This window comes from Streptomyces sp. NBC_00104 (assembly GCF_045160825.1).
Lineage (GTDB): Bacteria > Actinomycetota > Actinomycetes > Streptomycetales > Streptomycetaceae > Streptomyces.
In genome coordinates this window covers 9,123,029-9,139,284 of sequence record NZ_CP108215.1, presented here as the reverse complement: position 1 = coordinate 9,139,284, position 16,256 = coordinate 9,123,029, and the positions used below count along the sequence as shown (strand labels likewise).

Genomic DNA, 16,256 nt, shown 5'->3' with positions numbered 1-16,256 from the left:
GTGGAGATCGTCTGCGTGCGGGCGTGGTCACGTGGGCTCCACGCGCCCCTGCCTGGGTCCGCACGCCCTCAGGCGTTCGGCCTCGACCGCCTCCCAGTCCTCGGTGCCGAGGCTCGCGAGGGCGGCCGGGAAGACCCCGTCCTGTTCCTTGAGGATGTGGTCGCGCAGCATGGCCATCGCCGCCACCAGCCGGTCCGGCCAGGCCGGATCCGAGGGCGTGACGCCGTCGGCGGCCTCCACCAGGACGGCCTCGACGCGGCGGTGCTCGGCCTCCAGGGAGGCGATCTGCCCGGGGAAGTCCCGGGCCATCGCGGGGAACAGCCCGTGCTCCTCCACCTGGGTGTGCGGGCCGAGCACGGCCCGGATCTCGCGGGCGACCTGCGCCATCCGGGCCACGTCACCGGCCTGGTGAGCGGGGCGGAGATGGCTGATCAGGCGGACGACCTCGTCGTGCTCCCGGGTCAGCTCGTCGATCGACGCCAGGGACTGGCAGCCGCAGTACTCGCACACCGGTCTGCTCCCTGTCCTTGGTCCCCGTCGGTCCCGTGATCCTTGGTCCCGTCGGTCCCGTGCATGTTCCCTACGCGGTGGTGCCGGCGGTGGTGCCGTGCCCGCTCCGGCTACCGGTGCGGGGCTTTCGCTCCCCGCCTTCGGCGGACGCGCGCACGGTGGTGAGGGTGAAGCCCAGCGCCACGGCGGCCACGACCGCGAGCAGGGCGAGGCCGATCGCGTACGACTCGTACGCCCCGTACAGCGAGCCCATCACCAACGGCGGCAGGAACCCGCCCAGGCCGCCCGCGGCGCCGACCACGCCGGTGACCGAGCCGACCTGGTCGGCCGGGGTGCGCAGGGCCACCAGGGCGAAGGTCGCTCCGCTGCCGGCGCCGAGCGCGGCGGCCATGGCCAGGAAGGCGATGGTGCCCACCGGCGCCAGGGCCAGGGTGAACGACTGGGTCACGGCACCGGCCACGACCACGGCCAGCGAGCCGGCCAGCACGCGGACCGGGCCGAGCCGGTCGGACAGCCAGCCGCCCATCGGGCGCATCGCCACCGCGAGGAGCACGAAGCCGGCCATGCGGTTCGCCGCGTCGGCCTGGCTGAGACCGTAGCCGGTCTTGAGGTAGGTGGGCAGGTAGACGGAGAAGGCGACATAGCCGCCGAACGCGACCGCGTACAGCGCGGATGCCTGCCGGGTGATGGGCAGCCGGACGGTGGCGGCCAGTCGGCGGGCCAGCGGCTCGGTGGGCACGGTGCGGCCGGGTGCGTCGCGCAGCAGCAGCGCGGCGGCCACGGCGTACACCGCGAGGACCGCGGCGGTGATCAGGAAGGGGGTGGACATGCTGCCCGCGTCGACCAGCTTCACCGTGGTCAGGGCGCTGATCGCGGTGCCGCCCATGCCGGCGCCGAAGACGCCGATGGCCAGCCCACGCCGCTCGGGCGGGAACCACGCGTTGACGAGCGGCACACCGACGGCGAAGGCCGTGCCGCCGATGCCGAGGAAGAATCCGCCGACCAGCAGCGCGGCGAGGGAGGAGTGCCCGGCCAGGCCGAGGTAGAGCACCGGCACGATGGTGGCCGCCGACACGATCGGGAACATCACCCGCCCGCCGAACCGGTCGGTCAGCGCACCCACCGGGATCCGGCCCAGGGAACCGACCACGACCGGCACCGCCACCAGCAGCGACTGCTCGAACGACGACAGGTCGAGGCCGTCCTTGAACCGGGGGCCGAGCGGGCTGAGCAGCGCCCACGCCCAGAAGTTCACGGCGAACCCGACCGTGGCCAGGGCCAGCATCAGCCACGCCCGGCCCGGCACCGGCGCGCCCGAGGGTGAGCTGCCGCTCTTCGACTTCGACGGCTGGACCATGTTGTCCGTCCCTTTCCTCTTCATGGTGGTACGGGGCCACCGGGATCGCACGCACACCGCGGGCCCCTTGCCTGCGGAACGGCGTCCCGTCACCACTGTCCGCGCCAGTACCCACCGGAGTCAGGGGCCATCAGTCCCTCCCCACGGCCGGACGGTCCCGGGTCCGGGCCCGGCCGTCCCGGTGAGGGGGTAGGGCCGGTCGGCCCTACCCCCTCACGTCGAGCGCCTGGAGGATGGACTGATGTTCCAGAACGACGCCTTTCGCCCACTCGACCGGCAGGAGTGCCTGCGGCTGCTCGCCAAGGTGCCGGTCGGCCGCGTGGTCTACACCCGGCAGGCGCTGCCCGCGGTCCTCCCCGTCAACTTCTCCCTGGACACGGACGCCTCCGTCCTGCTGTGCACCTCGCCGGGCGCGGACCTCCTGCGCGCCGTCGACGGCGTCGTGGTCGCCTTCGAGGCCGACGACTTCGACGCGGCGACCCGGTCCGGCTGGAGCGTGGTCGTCACCGGACGGGCCACCGTGGTGACCGATCCCGCCGAGCAGGAACGGCTGTCGCAGGCCGGCCCCCTCTCCTGGATGCCCCTGCGGGACGCGGTGTTCGTTCGGATCGAGTCCGAGATGGTCACCGGACGCGAGCTCGGGGGAGCGCTCGGCACGCGGTGAGGCACAGCCCTCCGCGTGCCGTGGAACCGCCCGCCGTACTACCACCGGACGCCGCGCACCCGCCCGCTGTTCGCGGTGCGGGGGTCGCCCGGGTTCCGGGCACTGCTCGCGGCCTCGGCGACGATCCCGGGTCCCCGCGGGGTGCCGGCGCCCTCCGGGCCGTACCCGAAGCGGATCAGTACGTGCGGATGGCACCGCCTGGGTCGCGGGAGAGCCATCGCCGTCCGCAGGTCGGGCCATTCCATGGCCTGGTGCAGGAGTGAGGTGCGCAGGCCGCGGGCGGTCGCCGTGAGGAGGACGTACTGCAGGGCCTGGCCGGCTCGCAGCCAGTCCTCCCGCCGGTCGTGGGACGTCCACAGCAGGGCCAGTTGGACGTGGCGTTCGAACCACAGGGCGGGCCGGCGGAGAGCGGGCAGCGCGCCGGTGAAGTCCCGCATCGGCATCCGCCCGGCCGCGTCCGGGGGGCCGAGGGCGGTGACGGGTATGCCGTAGGGGGCGCCTGCTCCTGGGGGGTTGATCCAGGCGAGGGTTTCGGCCGTGCGGCCCGGGTGGGCGTGGTGACGTGCCTCGGCCGCGGCGGTCAGACGCAGCAGCCGCCGTGTTCCGGCGATGTCCGGAACGTGCAGCCGCGCTCCCCCGGCACGCGCCGCTGCCGCCATCTCCGCCACGATCGGCTCCGGCACCGGTCGGCCGGTGAAAGGCATCCGGCTCGTGTGCCGCCGCGCGATGGCCTCATGGAGGCCGGGGTCGCAGGGCTGGTCGTCCGCGGTGAGTGGACCGGTCAGCCGCACCGCGGCCAGCAGTCCGGGGACGTGCGGGTCCGGAAGCAGTCTCACCTCGGGACGCCAGCCCCGGTGGACGGCGGCGAGCCGGAGGTTGAAGAGCGCCGCGCCCACCGACAGATACTGGGCGCGGTGCATCGGGTCGGCCAGCGGCAGCGTTCGCGCCGGCTCCGAATGGACCTCCAGCACCTGGCTGTCGCGATCCAGGCGGAACCGCCAGGGCTGCGTGTTGTGGATCGACGGGGCCGCTACGGCCGCCGCCAGGAGCGACTCCACGGTGGCTGCGTCCGGCAGGACTTGGGCGCGCATGATGCCTCCCTTTCTGGGATGTGGCCACTTCTGTGGTGTGGCCACGTGTCAGGTGGCGGGCAGGGCCGTGGCCAGCAGCACCACGCCGAGTGAGCCGACGAGGGAGACGACCGCCAGGGCGCGGGCCAGGTCGGCGCGGCCCCTGGCGTGGGCGATGCCGTGGCCGGCCGCGGCGAGCATCACCACGACGAAGAGGGCGAGTTTGGCCGCGAGGGTGCGGCCGTAGCCGGGTTCGGCGAGGGAGGCCCAGGTGACGCCCCTGTGCCAGGCCATGGCCCAGCCGGTGGCCAGCTGCACGGGGAGGAACACCGCTCCGGTCAGCATCCCGAACCGGCGGCCGGCCGCGGCGGTGAAGCCGTCCTTGGCCTCCGGGGCGAGCAGCCGGCGGGCCAGCGGCAGGACGACCAGGGAGAGGGCCAGCTGGCCGCCGACCCACAGGGCGGCGCCGGCGACGTGCGCGAACCGCACCAGGGACCACCAGCCGACGGTGTCCATCAGTCGCTCACCTCCACCATGCCGTGCGCCCCGGATTCGGCGTGGCGCATGTCGTGGTCGACGAAGGTGTAGTGGCCGGCCTCGGGGAACGTCGTCTCGACGAAGCCGCCCTGCGCCGGCGCCAGGTCCAGCACCTGCGCGCCGCCCGGATCACCGGGCTCGAGCAGGTGGGCGCCCTCCTTGTACACGGTGTCGAAGACGGTGCCGACGATGTGGAAGGCGATGCCGTCGCCGGGTCCGGCGGCGACCACCCAGAAGCGGGCCCGCTCTCCGGCCCTCACCTTCAGGGGCTGCCGGGCGTACTGGTCGGCGACGCCGTTGAACACCCAGGCGTCCGGGGTGCCGTCGCGCATCTTCGTCACCTGGGCGGTGCTGCCCGGGGTGCCGAGGTAGAGCTCGGAGGCGACCAGCACGTAGGCGTGGTCCACCTGCGCGAGGCCGGGTGGGTCGATGACGACGGCGCCGTGCATGCCGTTGCCGATGTGCTGGAGCATCGGGGCGGTGCTGCAGTGGTACAGCCATGCCCCGGCCTTCTCGGCGCGGAAGCGGTAGACCAGGCGCTCGCCGGGCTGGATCGTGCGCATGGGCCTGTCGGGGGCGAGGGAGCCGGCGTGGAAGTCGATGCCGTGGCCCATGCCGTGGTCGTCGTTGACGAGGGTGACCTCGAAGACGTCGCCGACCGTGCCGTGCAGGGTGGGGCCCGGTGCGGTGCCGCCGAAGGTCCACATCCGCTGCTTCACGCCCGGAGCCACTTCGACCGTGGTGTGCGCGGCGTGCAGTTCGACCTGGTGGACCGTCCCACCGGGCGCGGGGGCCAGGTCGGCGTCGCGTGCCTGCCAGCCGGTGGAGAAGTCCGCGGAGAGGTCCGGACCGGCGTCGTCGGCGGCGGCCGAGGTGTGTTCCTCGTGTTCGCCGCCTTTCGTCGCCGTCCCTTCCTTCACGACGATGTCCATGGTCATCCCGGCCGCCTTGTGGCCCGGCAGGGTGCACCATGCCGCGCGGTCCCCGGTGATCCGCCCGAGGTCGAGTGTGCGGGTGTCGCCCGTGCCCAGCATCGGGGTGGCGGGACCGTCCTCGACCTTGAGATCGTGGCGCTGAGCGTCGTTGTTGGTGACCTTCAGCCGCAGTACGGTGCCCGCGGCGACCTCGATCCGGGCCGGGCGGATGCGCAGGTCGGCCAGGGTGACGGCGACCGTGCGGGTGGTCCCGGCGCCCGCACCCGACGCCCCGGCGGCGCTCGTCCCCCCGCCCGTGTCCCCGCCGCTGTTGGCCACGAGTACGGCCAGCACGGTCAGGACGGCGCCCGCGGCGGTGCCCCACAGGGCCGGGCGCCGTGCCGCACCGGTGTGGTCCGCGTCCTGCAGGAGACCCCGACCGGCGCGGACGAGCACCGGCACCGCGAGGGCGAGGAACGCGGCCCCGGCCAGCGCGACCAGCAGCGTCCCGGCCGTCGCGGCCGGGCCGGGCAGCGGGAGCGCCACCAGCGCGACACCGGTGTTGAGCACCGCCAGCCTCCATGGCCAGCCCCGTTCGAGCAGCGCCCGTACGGCCGCACGGTCCTTCGGGCCGCTGCTGAGGACGACCGGCAGCAGGTAGGTGAGCGCGCCGATCAGGATCTGGGCGACGAAGCCGATGAGCAGCACCGGCAGCAGAGCGTCGATCCCGGTCCGTGCCGCCGCGAGGGGCCGGGTGGCCAGCCAGGCGAGATCCGCCGCGACCGCGATCAGCAGCCAGCAGGTGGCCGCGGCGAGCATCCATGCCGCCGCCGCGGAGACGGGCCGGTTGCCGCGTACGGTACGGACGAGGAGGTTGACGGCGAGGGCCGCTCCCTCGACGTAGAGGGCGAGGCCCGCCACGGCCGGCCAGCGCCACCCGAGTGCCAGAGCGGCGACCGCGACCAGCAGCCCGCTGCCCGTGAGCCACAGCACCCAGCGGGACACCTTCACGGTGCGGTCCCTCATCCGTACGCCCAGCACGGTCGGCCACAGCATGAACAGGGTCCCCAGGACGGGCAGCCCGATCCAGCCGAGCAAGGTGACGTGGATGTGGGCCATGCGCAGCCCGGCGTACCGGTCGGGCCCGCCGGCCCCGCCGGTGGCCAGCATCCAGCCGAGGACGGCACCGGCGATCAGGGCAGCCGTGGCCGCCCGGTAGAAGGAGACGATCGGCTTGAGCCGCCCGCCGAGCGCGCCCCGCCCCAGGCGGACCAGCACCACCAGGTGCGCGGCGGCCGCGGCGACCAGCAACACGGCGGAGAGCGCGGTCAGAACGGACCGTGCGGTCCACACTCCGGCGAGCAGCCCGGCCACGGCGAGGTTGGCCGTGGCGAGCCGCGCGGCGCTCCATCGCGCGTCGGGGATCTTCGCGTGCGACAGGGCGACGGCGAAGTGCTCGCTCCAGATCAGGATGGCGGTGGTGACGGCACCGAGGAGGAACATGTGCACGGCCAGCCAGCGCGCCACCGGCAGCGTCTCCTGCGCCGCGACCGCCGGCAGGGCCAGGCCCAGCCACGCCACGACCAGGACGTGGGCGCGCAGATGCCGGGCCTTCACGCCGGACGCCCTGAACCTGTTCGGGTACATGCCGGGCTCACCCCCGTTTCCGGTCCCGGTGGGCTCACCCCCGTTTCCGGCCCCGGTGGACTCGCTCCCGTTTCCGGCCCCGGTGGACTCGCTCCCGTTTCCGGCCCCGGTGGGCCCGGCCGCGATGTTGGTCATGACGCTCCCTGACGCTGGGGCGCACCCTCGCCGCTGTTCTGCTTCGAGGCGCCGCCGGCCGTGTGTCCACGGGCCGGCCTGCTCTCCGCGTCGGCACCGCCGGACAGCAGTACGGCCAGTTCCCGCTGGTGCGGGAAGGAGCCGGGGACGTAACCGCACCACGGCTCCTCGGCGTACGGGTCGCCGGTGACGCCGTACGCCCGGGACCGCGAGCCGCCGCAGACCCGGCGGAACTCGCACCGCCCGCACCGGCCACCGAGCCGATCGGCGTCCCGCAGTCCGGTGAACAGCTCCGCGGTGCGGTAGATCTCCGTCAGCGGCGTCTCCCGGACGCTTCCGGCGCCCAGCGGCAGGAAGCCGCTCGGGTGCACGGTGCCGGTGTGGGAGACGAAGACGAAACCGCGGCCCGCGTTGACGTCCAGGGGCGGTCGCCGCACCCGGCGCGCCCCGGCGTCCAGGCCCAGCTCGGCCGTCCGCTCGCGCAACTCCCGGTACAGGGAGCCCAGTCCGAGCACCGCCGCATGGTCGTCGCCGGTGGCGGTGAGGATCTGCCGTTGCAGCGCGACGCGGCGGAAGTGGTGGGCCTCGGTGGTCTTGGCGGGCACGGTCAGGCCCACGTCGTAGACGAAGTTGAGGACGTCCTCCACCTCTGCGGAGGTCAGGGCGCCGAGGCCGCGGCCACGGCCGGTGGGCACCAGGAAGAAGGCACTCCACAGCATCGCGCCGTGATCGGCGACGAGGCGGACGATGTCGGGGAGGTCGTGCAGGTTGTGCCGGGCGACCGTCGTGTTGATCTGCACCTTCATGCCGAGGGCACGCGCCGCGTCCCAGGCGTCCAGGCTCCAGCGGAACACCCCGGGCACCCCGCGGAAGTCGTCGTGCAGCTCGGCGGTGGAGCCGTCCAGGCTCAGCGAGAGGCCGGTCGCGCCCGCCGCGTGCAGGTCCCGCAGCCGCCGCGTGGTGAGCGTCGGGGTGCCGGACGGGGACACCGCGACCCGGACGCCCGCCTCCCTGCCGTAGGCGACGAGTTCGGTGAGGTCGGGGCGCTGGAACGGGTCGCCGCCGGTGATGACGAACAGCGGGGCGGGCTGTCCGAAGGCGGCCACCTGGCGCAGCAGGTCCTTCGCGGCGGCGGTGTCCAGCTCGCGCGGGTCGCGGTCGGGCACGGCCTCGGCACGGCAGTGCAGGCAGGCCAGCGGGCAGGCCCTGGTCGATTCCCAGATGACGATGAAGGGCCGTTCCCCCGCGTTGTGCCGCTGGTGGCGGATGGCATGGGCGGTGGTGTTCATCGCACGGCCCGTCCCAGCGCCCTGGTGCTGCGTCCGGCCGCCCTGGAGTCAGGGCAGACGAGGCGGGCGGCCGGACGGTGACCGGTCGGGACGGTGCGCGGCACCCACCGCGAGCGACAGCGGTGGAATCGGCCTTGAGGGCGGTCGACGTGGTCGTGCACGGGATACCTCCTGATCGGTCGCCGTCAGCATCCACCGGCGGCGGTGGTCGGCGCGGCGGCCGATGGTCTTCTCCAACAGGGCCGACGGTCCCTCTTCGCGGCTGGTGCGACAGGGCCGGACGGGGCCGTCGGACGGGCGACCGTCGACGGCGTGCCGGGGGGCAGCCCCTGCGAGACCTCCGGCCGCCCTCACGCGGGCGGGCGTCCAGGGTCCCGTCCGTGCACGCCGCCGCGGTTCAGGAGCGGTGCGAAGAGCGGGGTGCCAGGGCGTCCGCGGTGGCCACCATGGCGACACCCAGGCCGGTCAGTGCGGCGCCCAGGCCCATGACCAGGGTCGTGAGGTGCCATGCCTGGTAGGCGGACATCAGCGAGGCGCGCAGGGACTGGCCCATGAACGCGGTCCGGCGCAGTTCGGCGAGCTTCTCGTCCTCGCCGCCGGCGGCGTGCAGTTCGGCGCTGATCTCGGCGTAGGTGCGGCCTCCGGTGGCATGGGCGAGATTGCCCTGGATGAACTCGGCGTAGGCGTGGGCCTCGGGGCCGGTTTCCACACGGCGTCCGGCGTGGGCGGCGAGTTCGGCGGGCAGCCCGCGCTCGGGGAAGGTGATTCTCTGGGCGGCCAGCTCGGTACGGATCTCCTTCCTGCCGCTGCGGCCCCGCCACAGCATGACCGGCCCGGCCGCTGCCAGCGCTGTACCGACCGTCCCGAGCAGGGTGCCGGCCCGACGGTGTGATCCGTCCATGGTGGGTGTCCTTCTTTCCTCATGTGCTCGAGGGATGCCGCGTCCGGCCGTGGGGGACGGCCGGACGCGCGACCGGACCGGGCGCCACGCGCCGTACGCGCTACACCTGCGGCGGCCGGGGACGGGGGAATCGGCCGCCCGGCAGGCACGGAATGCGGTCGTACGGATGGGGCATCTGCGGTTCGATCGATGCCAAGCATGCAACGTCGGCCGCACCGGTTCCCCGGCCGACCGGACCCCACCACCGGGGCCATTGGGCCCCATCGCGACCAGCCGGATGGGGCCGGAAAGCCATCCGGCGGGGACCGCCGGCCCCAGGTGCGCCCGGGGCCGCGCCGCCTAGCGTTCCGGGCCATGGAGAACGATCAGAACGCACGGCAGCGGGAGTCGCGCGCCGCTCGGGGCTGGCCCCTCGCGACCCGGCGGTTGCTGACGCGTAGTGAGGTGTCGGCCGACGGACGCGCCGTCTTCGGCGAGAACGACGGCAAGTGGGAAGGCTTCTACCGGGACCGCTACGCACACGACAAGGTGGTGCGCTCCACGCACGGGGTCAACTGCACCGGTTCCTGCTCGTGGATGGTCTACGTCAAGGACGGCATCATCACCTGGGAGCACCAGGCCACCGACTACCCGTCGATCGGCACGGACTGCCCCGAGTACGAGCCGCGCGGCTGCCCGCGCGGGGCGTCGTTCTCCTGGTACACGTACTCGCCCAGCCGGGTCCGCTACCCCTATGTGCGCGGGGCGCTGCTGAAGCTGTGGCGGGAGGCCCGCAAGCGGCTCGGTGACCCGGTGGCCGCCTGGGCCGAGATCACCGGCGACCCGGCCAAGGCCCGCGCCTACAAGCGGGCACGTGGCAAGGGCGGTCTGGTGCGTGCGGACTGGGACGAGGTGAGCGAGCTGGTCGCCGCCGCCCAGGTGCACACCGTCAAGGCGTACGGCCCCGACCGCGTCGCCGGGTTCTCGCCCATCCCGGCGATGTCGATGGCGTCGTTCGCGGCCGGGGCGCGGTTCCACTCGCTGATCGGCGGCACGCTGCTGTCGTTCTACGACTGGTACGCGGACCTGCCGATCGCCTCGCCGCAGGTCTTCGGCGACCAGACGGACGTGCCGGAGGCCGCCGACTGGTGGAACGCGGGCTATCTGATCATGTGGGGCTCGAACATCCCCGTCACCCGCACGCCGGACGCGCACTTCCTGACCGAGACCCGCTACAACGGCACCAAGGTCGTCGCGGTCAGCCCCGACTACGCCGACAACGTCAAGCACGCCGACGAATGGCTCGCCCCGCACCCCGGAACGGACGGCGCGCTGGCGATGGCCATGGGCCACGTGATCCTGCGCGAGTTCCTCGTCGACCGCGAAGTGCCCTATTTCCAGGACTACTTGCGCAAGTTCACCGACGCCCCGTTCCTGGTGACCCTGCGCGAGCACGACCACGGACTCGTCCCCGACGGGTTCCTGACCGCCGCCGATCTCGGCGGTGAGGAAGGGGCCGAGGAGAACGCGGAGTTCAAGACGGTCCTCCTGGACGGGGCCACCGGCGAACCGGTGGTCCCCGGCGGCTCGCTCGGCTTCCGGTGGGGGGAGGCCGGGCGAGGCCGCTGGAATCTCGACCTGGGCGATGTCGTACCGGAGTTGAGCCTGCTGGAACGGGCCGAGGACACGGCCGAGGTCGCGCTGCCCCGCTTCGACGAGGGGACCACCGAAGGCGGCTCGGTGATGGTCCGGGGCGTTCCGGTCCACAGGGTCGGCGGGCGTCTGGTCACCACCGTCTTCGACCTCATGCTGGCGCAGTACGGCGTCGAGCGGCCGGGTCTGCCGGGCACCTGGCCGTCCTCGTACGAGGACGCGTCGGAGCCGTACACCCCCGCCTGGCAGGAGACGATCACCTCGGTTCCGGCGGAGCAGGCGGCCCGGATCGCCCGGGAGTTCGCCCGCAACGCCGAGCGCACCGACGGACGCTCGATGATCGCGCTCGGCGCCGGCACCAACCACTGGTTCCACTCCGACACCATCTACCGCGCCTTCCTGGCGCTGATCACGATGACCGGCTGCCAGGGCGTCAACGGCGGCGGCTGGGCGCACTATGTGGGCCAGGAGAAGGTCCGCCCGGTCACCGGGCAGCAGCACCTGTCGTTCGCCTTCGACTGGCAGCGGCCCACACGGCACATGGCGGGCACCTCGTACTGGTACCTGAACTCCGACCAGTGGCGCTACGAGGCGTTCGGGCCCGAGGAGCTCGCTTCCCCGCTCGGGAAGGGGCGGTTCCAGGGCAAGGGGTTCGCCGACTGCCTGGCGCAGGCCGTGCGGCTGGGCTGGACGCCGGGCCACCCCGGCTTCAACCGCAACCCGCTCGACCTCACGGACGAGGCGGCGGCCGCGGGCCGTCCGGTCGCCGAGCACATCGTCGACGAGCTGAAGTCGGGGCGGCTGCGATTCGCCGCCGAGGACCCCGACGACCCGGCCAACTTCCCGCGCGTACTGACCGTGTGGCGGGCCAACCTCCTCGGTTCCTCCGGCAAGGGCAACGAGTACTTCCTGCGGCACCTGCTGGGCACCGACGCGGCGGTCCGCTCCGAGGAGACCCCGCCCGAGGGGCGCCCGAAGGAGGTGGTGTGGCGGGAGGAGGCCCCCGAGGGCAAGCTCGACCTGCTGGTCACCATGGACTTCCGGATGACCTCCACCGGGCTGCTCTCCGACGTCGTCCTGCCGGCCGCCACCTGGTACGAGAAGGACGACCTGTCCAGCACGGACATGCACCCCTTCGTGCACGCCTTCACCCCCGCCATCGCCCCGCCCTGGCAGGCCCGCACCGACTACGACACGTTCCTGACCATCGCCGACCGGTTCAGCGAACTGGCCGCCGAGCACCTCGGCACCCGTACCGACGTCCTCGCCGTACCGCTGCTGCACGACACCCCGGACGAACTCGCCCAGCCCGGCGGGGTCGTACGGGACTGGAAGGCCGGCGAGTGCGAACCGGTCCCCGGCAGGACCATGCCGAAGCTGGTCACGATCGAGCGGGACTACGCCGCGACCGCGCAGAAGATGCGGGCCGTGGGTCCGCTGCTCGACACCCTGGGCACCACCACCAAGGGCGTCACCGTCCACCCGAACCAGGAGATCGACGACCTCCGGCGCCGCAACGGCACCGTCAGGGACGGAGTCGCCGCCGGGCGGCCCTCGCTCGCCACCGCGAGCGACATGTGCGAGGCGATCCTCGCCCTGTCCGGCACCACCAACGGCCGCCTCGCCACCGAGGGCTTCCGGGAACTGGAGCGGCGGACGGGCAGCGAGGGCCTGGTCGGGCTCGCCTCCGAGCGCGAGGCGGAACGGATCACGTTCGCCGACACCCGCACCCAGCCCCGCTCGGTGATGACGTCGTACGAGTGGTCGGGCTCGGAGACCGGCGGGCGCCGCTACTCACCGTTCGTCATCAACACCGAGCACAAGAAGCCCTGGCACACCCTCACCGGCCGCCAGCACTTCTTCGTCCAGCACGACTGGATGGCCGAGCTCGGCGAACAACTGCCCGTCTACCGGCCGCCGTTGAACACCCCCCGGCACTACGGCGACGAGCATCTGCACGAGAGCGGCCGGGCCGAGGTCACCGTGCGCTATCTGACCCCGCACTCGAAGTGGTCCATCCACTCGAACTACCAGGACAACAAGTACATGCTCGATCTGTCCCGCGGCGGACCCACGATCTGGATGTCCACCGCCGACGCCGAGAAGATCGGCGTCAAGGACAACGAGTGGATCGAGGCGTACAACCGCAACGGCGTCGTCGCCGCCCGGACCGTGGTCACCCACCGCATGCCCGAGGGGACCGTGTACATGTACCACGCCCAGGACCGCACCGTGAACGTCCCGAAGACCGAGGTCAGCGGCAAGCGCGGCGGCATCCACAACTCCCTCACCCGGCTGCTGCTCAAGCCCACCCACCTCGCGGGCGGCTACGCCCAGTTCACCTACGCCTTCAACTACTACGGCCCGACCGGCAACCAGCGCGACGAGGTCACCGTCATCCGCCGCCGCAGCCAGGATGTGGAGTACTGACATGCCCCGTGGCGAAGCCACTATCGGACGAGTCATGGCACAGATCGCGATGGTCATGAACCTCGACAAGTGCATCGGCTGCCACACCTGCTCGGTCACCTGCAAGCAGACGTGGACCAACCGCACCGGCGTCGAGTACGCCTGGTTCAACAACGTCGAGACCAAGCCCGGCGTCGGCTACCCCCGCCGCTACGAGGACCAGGAGCAGTGGAAGGGCGGCTGGATGCTGGACAAGCGCGGGCGTCTCGTCCTGCGCTCCGGCGGGCGGATCAAGCGGCTCCTGTCCCTCTTCTCCAACCCCGACCTGCCGTCCATCGAGGACTACTACGAGCCCGTCACCTACGACTACGACAACCTCGTCAACGCCCCGGCCGGCCGGGACATCCCCGTGGCCCGCCCCCGCTCGGTCCTCACCGGCAGGCCCACCTCCATCACCTGGGGCGCCAACTGGGAGGACGGCCTCGGCGGCGCACCCGAGAACGCGGGCGGCGACCCGAACCTCACCGGGGAATGGGCGGAGAAGGTCAGGTTCGAGTTCGAGCAGACCTTCCTCTTCCACCTGCCCCGCCTGTGCGAGCACTGCCTCAACCCGGCGTGTGTCTCCGCGTGCCCGTCCGGGGCGATGTACAAGCGGGTCGAGGACGGCATCGTGCTCGTCGACCAGGACCGCTGCCGGGGCTGGCGCATGTGCGTCACGGCGTGCCCGTACAAGAAGGTGTACGTCAACCACGCCACCGGCAAGGCCGAGAAGTGCACCTTCTGCTTCCCGCGTATCGAGGCCGGCCAGCCCACCGTCTGCTCCGAGACCTGCGTCGGCCGGCTGCGCTATCTGGGGCTGCTCCTCTACGACGCCGACCGCGTCGGCGAGGCGGCCGCCACCCCGGACGAGAAGGACCTCCTCGACGCCCAGCGGGGCGTCTTCCTCGACCCGCGCGACCCCGAGGTGATCGCGGCGGCACGGGAATCGGGAATACCCGAGGACTGGCTGGACGCGGCCCGCCGCTCCCCGGTGTACGACCTCGTGATGAGGTACAAGGTGGCGCTTCCGCTGCACCCGGAGTACCGGACCATGCCGATGGTCTGGTACGTGCCCCCGCTCTCCCCCGTCCTCGACGCCGTCGACGCGGCGGGCGGAAACCAGGACGACCCCGACCACGTCTTCGCCGCCGTCACTCGGCTGCGCATCCCGCTGGAGTACCTGGCCGAGCTGTTCACCGCCGGTGACGCGGACGTCGTCGCCGGGGTGCTGATGAAGCTCACCGCGCTGCGCTCGTACATGCGCGAACGCACCCTCGGCGAGGACGGCGACGAGGCGCCGCTCGAGGCCGTCGGCCTCACCGCACGCGAGGCCGAGGACCTGCACCGGCTCCTCGCCGTCGCCAAGTACCAGGACCGCTACGTCGTCCCCGCCGCCCACAAGGAGGACGCCGCCGCCCTGACCGCGATGGAGAACCGCTGCCCGGTCGAGTCCTCCGACACCGCCGAACCCCGCAGGACCATGCTCGGCATCCCCACCCTGCGCCGCCGTACGTCCGACACACCAGCCGGAGGCCACCCGTGAGCCCGCTGCCCTCCCCCGGTGCTGAACGCCTGGGGGGACTCCCCTCCGTTCCCGCCGTCCTCCGCTCCCGCGTCCGGGCCGCCGTGCGCCGCCCGGGTCGCGCGGCCCGCCCGGGACGTCCGACCCGGCTCACGCCGGAGGAGACCCAGGACCGGGCGCTGCTGCTACGGCTGCTGTCGCTGCTGCTGCAGTACCCGGACGCCGAACTCGCCGCCGCACGGCCCGTGCTGGCGGCCACCGTGGAGGCGCTGGCGCCCTCACCCGCCGCAGAGCATCTGGCCGCCTTCACCGCCTGGTGCGGCGGCCAGGAGACCCAGGCCCTGGAGCGGCACTACGTCGAGATGTTCGACCTGCGCCGCAAGAGCAGCCTTTACCTCACCTACTACCTGCACGGCGACACCCGCCGCCGCGGCATGGCCCTGCTCACCCTCGCCCAGCGCTACCGCGCCACCGGATGGGACACCGACGGCGGTGAACTCCCCGACCACCTCCCGGTCGTCCTGGAGTTCGCCGCACTCGCCGGCCCTCGGGCGGGTGAGGCGCCACTGCGTCAGCACCGGCGCGGCCTGGAACTGATCCACCGCGCCCTGACCGACGCCGACTCCCCCTACCGGCACGTCCTGGCCGCGCTGCTGACCCTCCTGCCGCCGCCCACCGAGGCCGACCTGCGGGCCGTCGCCGAACTGGCCGCCCAGGGCCCGCCCAACGAGGACGTCGGCATCGACCCGTACGGAGCCGGGGAGTTCGCCCCACCGGGCACCTTCGTCCCGCCCGACCAGGCCCGGCCCACCCTCATGCCACCCCTCTCCACCCCGGAAGGCCCCCGATGAGCGCCGCGCCTGCCTCCCTTGCCGCAGCGAGCGGCGCCGATCTGCTCCTGTGGGTCGCCCTCCCCTACATCTGTCTCGCCGTGTTCGTGGTCGGCCACGTCTGGCGCTACCGCCAGGACCAGTTCGGCTGGACCTCCCGCACCACCCAGCTCCTCGAACACCGCTGGCTGCGCTGGGGCAGCCCGCTGTTCCACCTGGGCGCCTTCATGGTGATCGCCGGGCACGTCGTCGGGCTCGCCGTCCCCGACTCGTGGACCGAGGCCGTGGGCATCACCGAGCACGCCTACCACACCACGGCCGTCTGGGCGGGCTCGGTGGCCGGCGTCGCCATGGTCGCCGGACTGGGCATGCTGTGCGCCCGCCGACTGCTGACCCGCCGGATCCGGCTCGGCACCGACCGCAGTGACAAACTCCTGTTCCCCCTGCTGTCCGCCACCGTCCTGCTCGGCATCACGGCCACCGCCGCCCACAATGTCTTCGGCGCCGGATACGACTACCGCTCCACCGTCTCCGTGTGGTTCCGCGGCCTGTTCGTCCTCCAGCCGCAGCCGGAGGCGATCGCCGGAGCCCCGCTGCTGTTCCAGCTGCACGCTCTCACCGCGTTCCTGCTCTTCGCGGCCTGGCCGTTCACCCGGCTGGTCCATGTGTGGAGCGCCCCGATCGGATACCTGGCGCGGCCGTACCTGGTCTACCGCAGGCGAGCCACCCCGGCCGCGGCGCCGACGGCCGCGGGCCGGCCCCGTTCGGCCTCCGGCTCGCGGTGAGCCGCATGGGTCACC

At 72.9% G+C, this 16,256-nt stretch carries 12 protein-coding genes; 5 read left to right on the top strand and 7 right to left on the bottom strand.

Going from position 1 to position 16,256, the window contains the following annotated elements; all coding sequences use genetic code 11:
• Positions 1–27 precede the first annotated feature (27 nt).
• Positions 28–510, bottom strand: a complete 483-nt coding sequence (locus OG272_RS39975) for a hemerythrin domain-containing protein (RefSeq protein WP_327727002.1) — start codon at positions 508–510, stop codon at positions 28–30.
• A gap of 70 nt (positions 511–580) precedes the next feature.
• Complete coding sequence (locus tag OG272_RS39970) at positions 581–1,867, bottom strand: MFS transporter (RefSeq protein WP_327732077.1); 1,287 nt, start codon at positions 1,865–1,867, stop codon at positions 581–583.
• 241 nt (positions 1,868–2,108) lie between these two features.
• Between OG272_RS39970 and OG272_RS39965 the strand changes: the two genes are divergently transcribed.
• Positions 2,109–2,531: a pyridoxamine 5'-phosphate oxidase family protein gene (locus OG272_RS39965; protein ID WP_327727003.1), complete on the top strand. Its 423-nt coding sequence runs from the start codon at positions 2,109–2,111 to the stop codon at positions 2,529–2,531.
• Between the two features lie 38 nt (positions 2,532–2,569).
• Here OG272_RS39965 and OG272_RS39960 read toward each other — a convergent pair whose 3' ends face one another.
• The 5 genes from OG272_RS39960 to OG272_RS39940 all read right to left on the bottom strand — a co-directional run bounded on the left by OG272_RS39960 (position 2,570) and on the right by OG272_RS39940 (position 9,024).
• A complete protein-coding gene (locus tag OG272_RS39960; RefSeq protein WP_327727005.1) occupies positions 2,570–3,622 on the bottom strand; it encodes an Acg family FMN-binding oxidoreductase in 1,053 nt (350 codons plus the stop codon).
• Between the two features lie 48 nt (positions 3,623–3,670).
• Positions 3,671–4,117 (bottom strand): hypothetical protein, encoded by a 447-nt coding sequence (locus tag OG272_RS39955; protein ID WP_326574892.1) that lies wholly within the window; start codon positions 4,115–4,117, stop codon positions 3,671–3,673.
• Positions 4,117–6,834 carry a multicopper oxidase domain-containing protein gene (locus OG272_RS39950; RefSeq protein WP_327727007.1) on the bottom strand — a complete coding sequence of 906 codons (2,718 nt, stop codon included), beginning with the start codon at positions 6,832–6,834 and terminating at the stop codon, positions 4,117–4,119. The genes OG272_RS39955 and OG272_RS39950 overlap by 1 nt, the downstream gene beginning before the upstream one ends.
• Positions 6,831–8,123, bottom strand: a complete 1,293-nt coding sequence (locus OG272_RS39945; RefSeq protein ID WP_405895673.1) for a TIGR04053 family radical SAM/SPASM domain-containing protein — start codon at positions 8,121–8,123, stop codon at positions 6,831–6,833. Before OG272_RS39945 ends, OG272_RS39950 begins: the two co-directional genes overlap by 4 nt.
• Positions 8,124–8,520: 397 nt before the next feature.
• The gene (locus OG272_RS39940; RefSeq protein WP_326574898.1) at positions 8,521–9,024 is read right to left on the bottom strand and encodes a hypothetical protein; all 504 of its coding nucleotides are present in this window, start codon (positions 9,022–9,024) and stop codon (positions 8,521–8,523) included.
• A 354-nt stretch (positions 9,025–9,378) separates the two neighbouring features.
• Here OG272_RS39940 and OG272_RS39935 point away from each other — a divergent pair, with 354 nt between their 5' ends.
• Genes OG272_RS39935 through narI form a run of 4 tightly spaced genes read left to right on the top strand, consistent with a single transcriptional unit; the run spans position 9,379 to position 16,241 of the window.
• On the top strand, positions 9,379–13,086 hold the full coding sequence (locus OG272_RS39935; RefSeq protein ID WP_405895672.1) for a nitrate reductase subunit alpha: 3,708 nt from the start codon (positions 9,379–9,381) through the stop codon (positions 13,084–13,086).
• 1 nt (position 13,087) lies between these two features.
• A complete protein-coding gene (narH, locus tag OG272_RS39930; protein WP_326574902.1) occupies positions 13,088–14,647 on the top strand; it encodes a nitrate reductase subunit beta in 1,560 nt (519 codons plus the stop codon).
• On the top strand, positions 14,644–15,477 hold the full coding sequence (gene narJ / locus OG272_RS39925; protein ID WP_326574904.1) for a nitrate reductase molybdenum cofactor assembly chaperone: 834 nt from the start codon (positions 14,644–14,646) through the stop codon (positions 15,475–15,477). The genes narH and narJ overlap by 4 nt, the downstream gene beginning before the upstream one ends.
• Positions 15,474–16,241, top strand: coding sequence for a respiratory nitrate reductase subunit gamma (gene narI / locus OG272_RS39920; RefSeq protein WP_326574906.1), 768 nt, complete (start codon positions 15,474–15,476; stop codon positions 16,239–16,241). Before narJ ends, narI begins: the two co-directional genes overlap by 4 nt.
• Positions 16,242–16,256: the final 15 nt, after the last annotated feature.

Coding starts and splice junctions, on each gene's coding strand:
- OG272_RS39970 (WP_327732077.1), bottom strand. CDS start 1,867: ATGGTCCAGCCGTCGAAGTCGAAGAGCGGCAGCTCACCCTCGGGCGCG.
- OG272_RS39965 (WP_327727003.1), top strand. CDS start 2,109: ATGTTCCAGAACGACGCCTTTCGCCCACTCGACCGGCAGGAGTGCCTG.
- OG272_RS39960 (WP_327727005.1), bottom strand. CDS start 3,622: ATGCGCGCCCAAGTCCTGCCGGACGCAGCCACCGTGGAGTCGCTCCTG.
- OG272_RS39955 (WP_326574892.1), bottom strand. CDS start 4,117: ATGGACACCGTCGGCTGGTGGTCCCTGGTGCGGTTCGCGCACGTCGCC.
- OG272_RS39950 (WP_327727007.1), bottom strand. CDS start 6,834: ATGACCAACATCGCGGCCGGGCCCACCGGGGCCGGAAACGGGAGCGAG.
- OG272_RS39945 (WP_405895673.1), bottom strand. CDS start 8,123: ATGAACACCACCGCCCATGCCATCCGCCACCAGCGGCACAACGCGGGG.
- OG272_RS39940 (WP_326574898.1), bottom strand. CDS start 9,024: ATGGACGGATCACACCGTCGGGCCGGCACCCTGCTCGGGACGGTCGGT.
- OG272_RS39935 (WP_405895672.1), top strand. CDS start 9,379: ATGGAGAACGATCAGAACGCACGGCAGCGGGAGTCGCGCGCCGCTCGG.
- narH (WP_326574902.1), top strand. CDS start 13,088: ATGCCCCGTGGCGAAGCCACTATCGGACGAGTCATGGCACAGATCGCG.
- narI (WP_326574906.1), top strand. CDS start 15,474: ATGAGCGCCGCGCCTGCCTCCCTTGCCGCAGCGAGCGGCGCCGATCTG.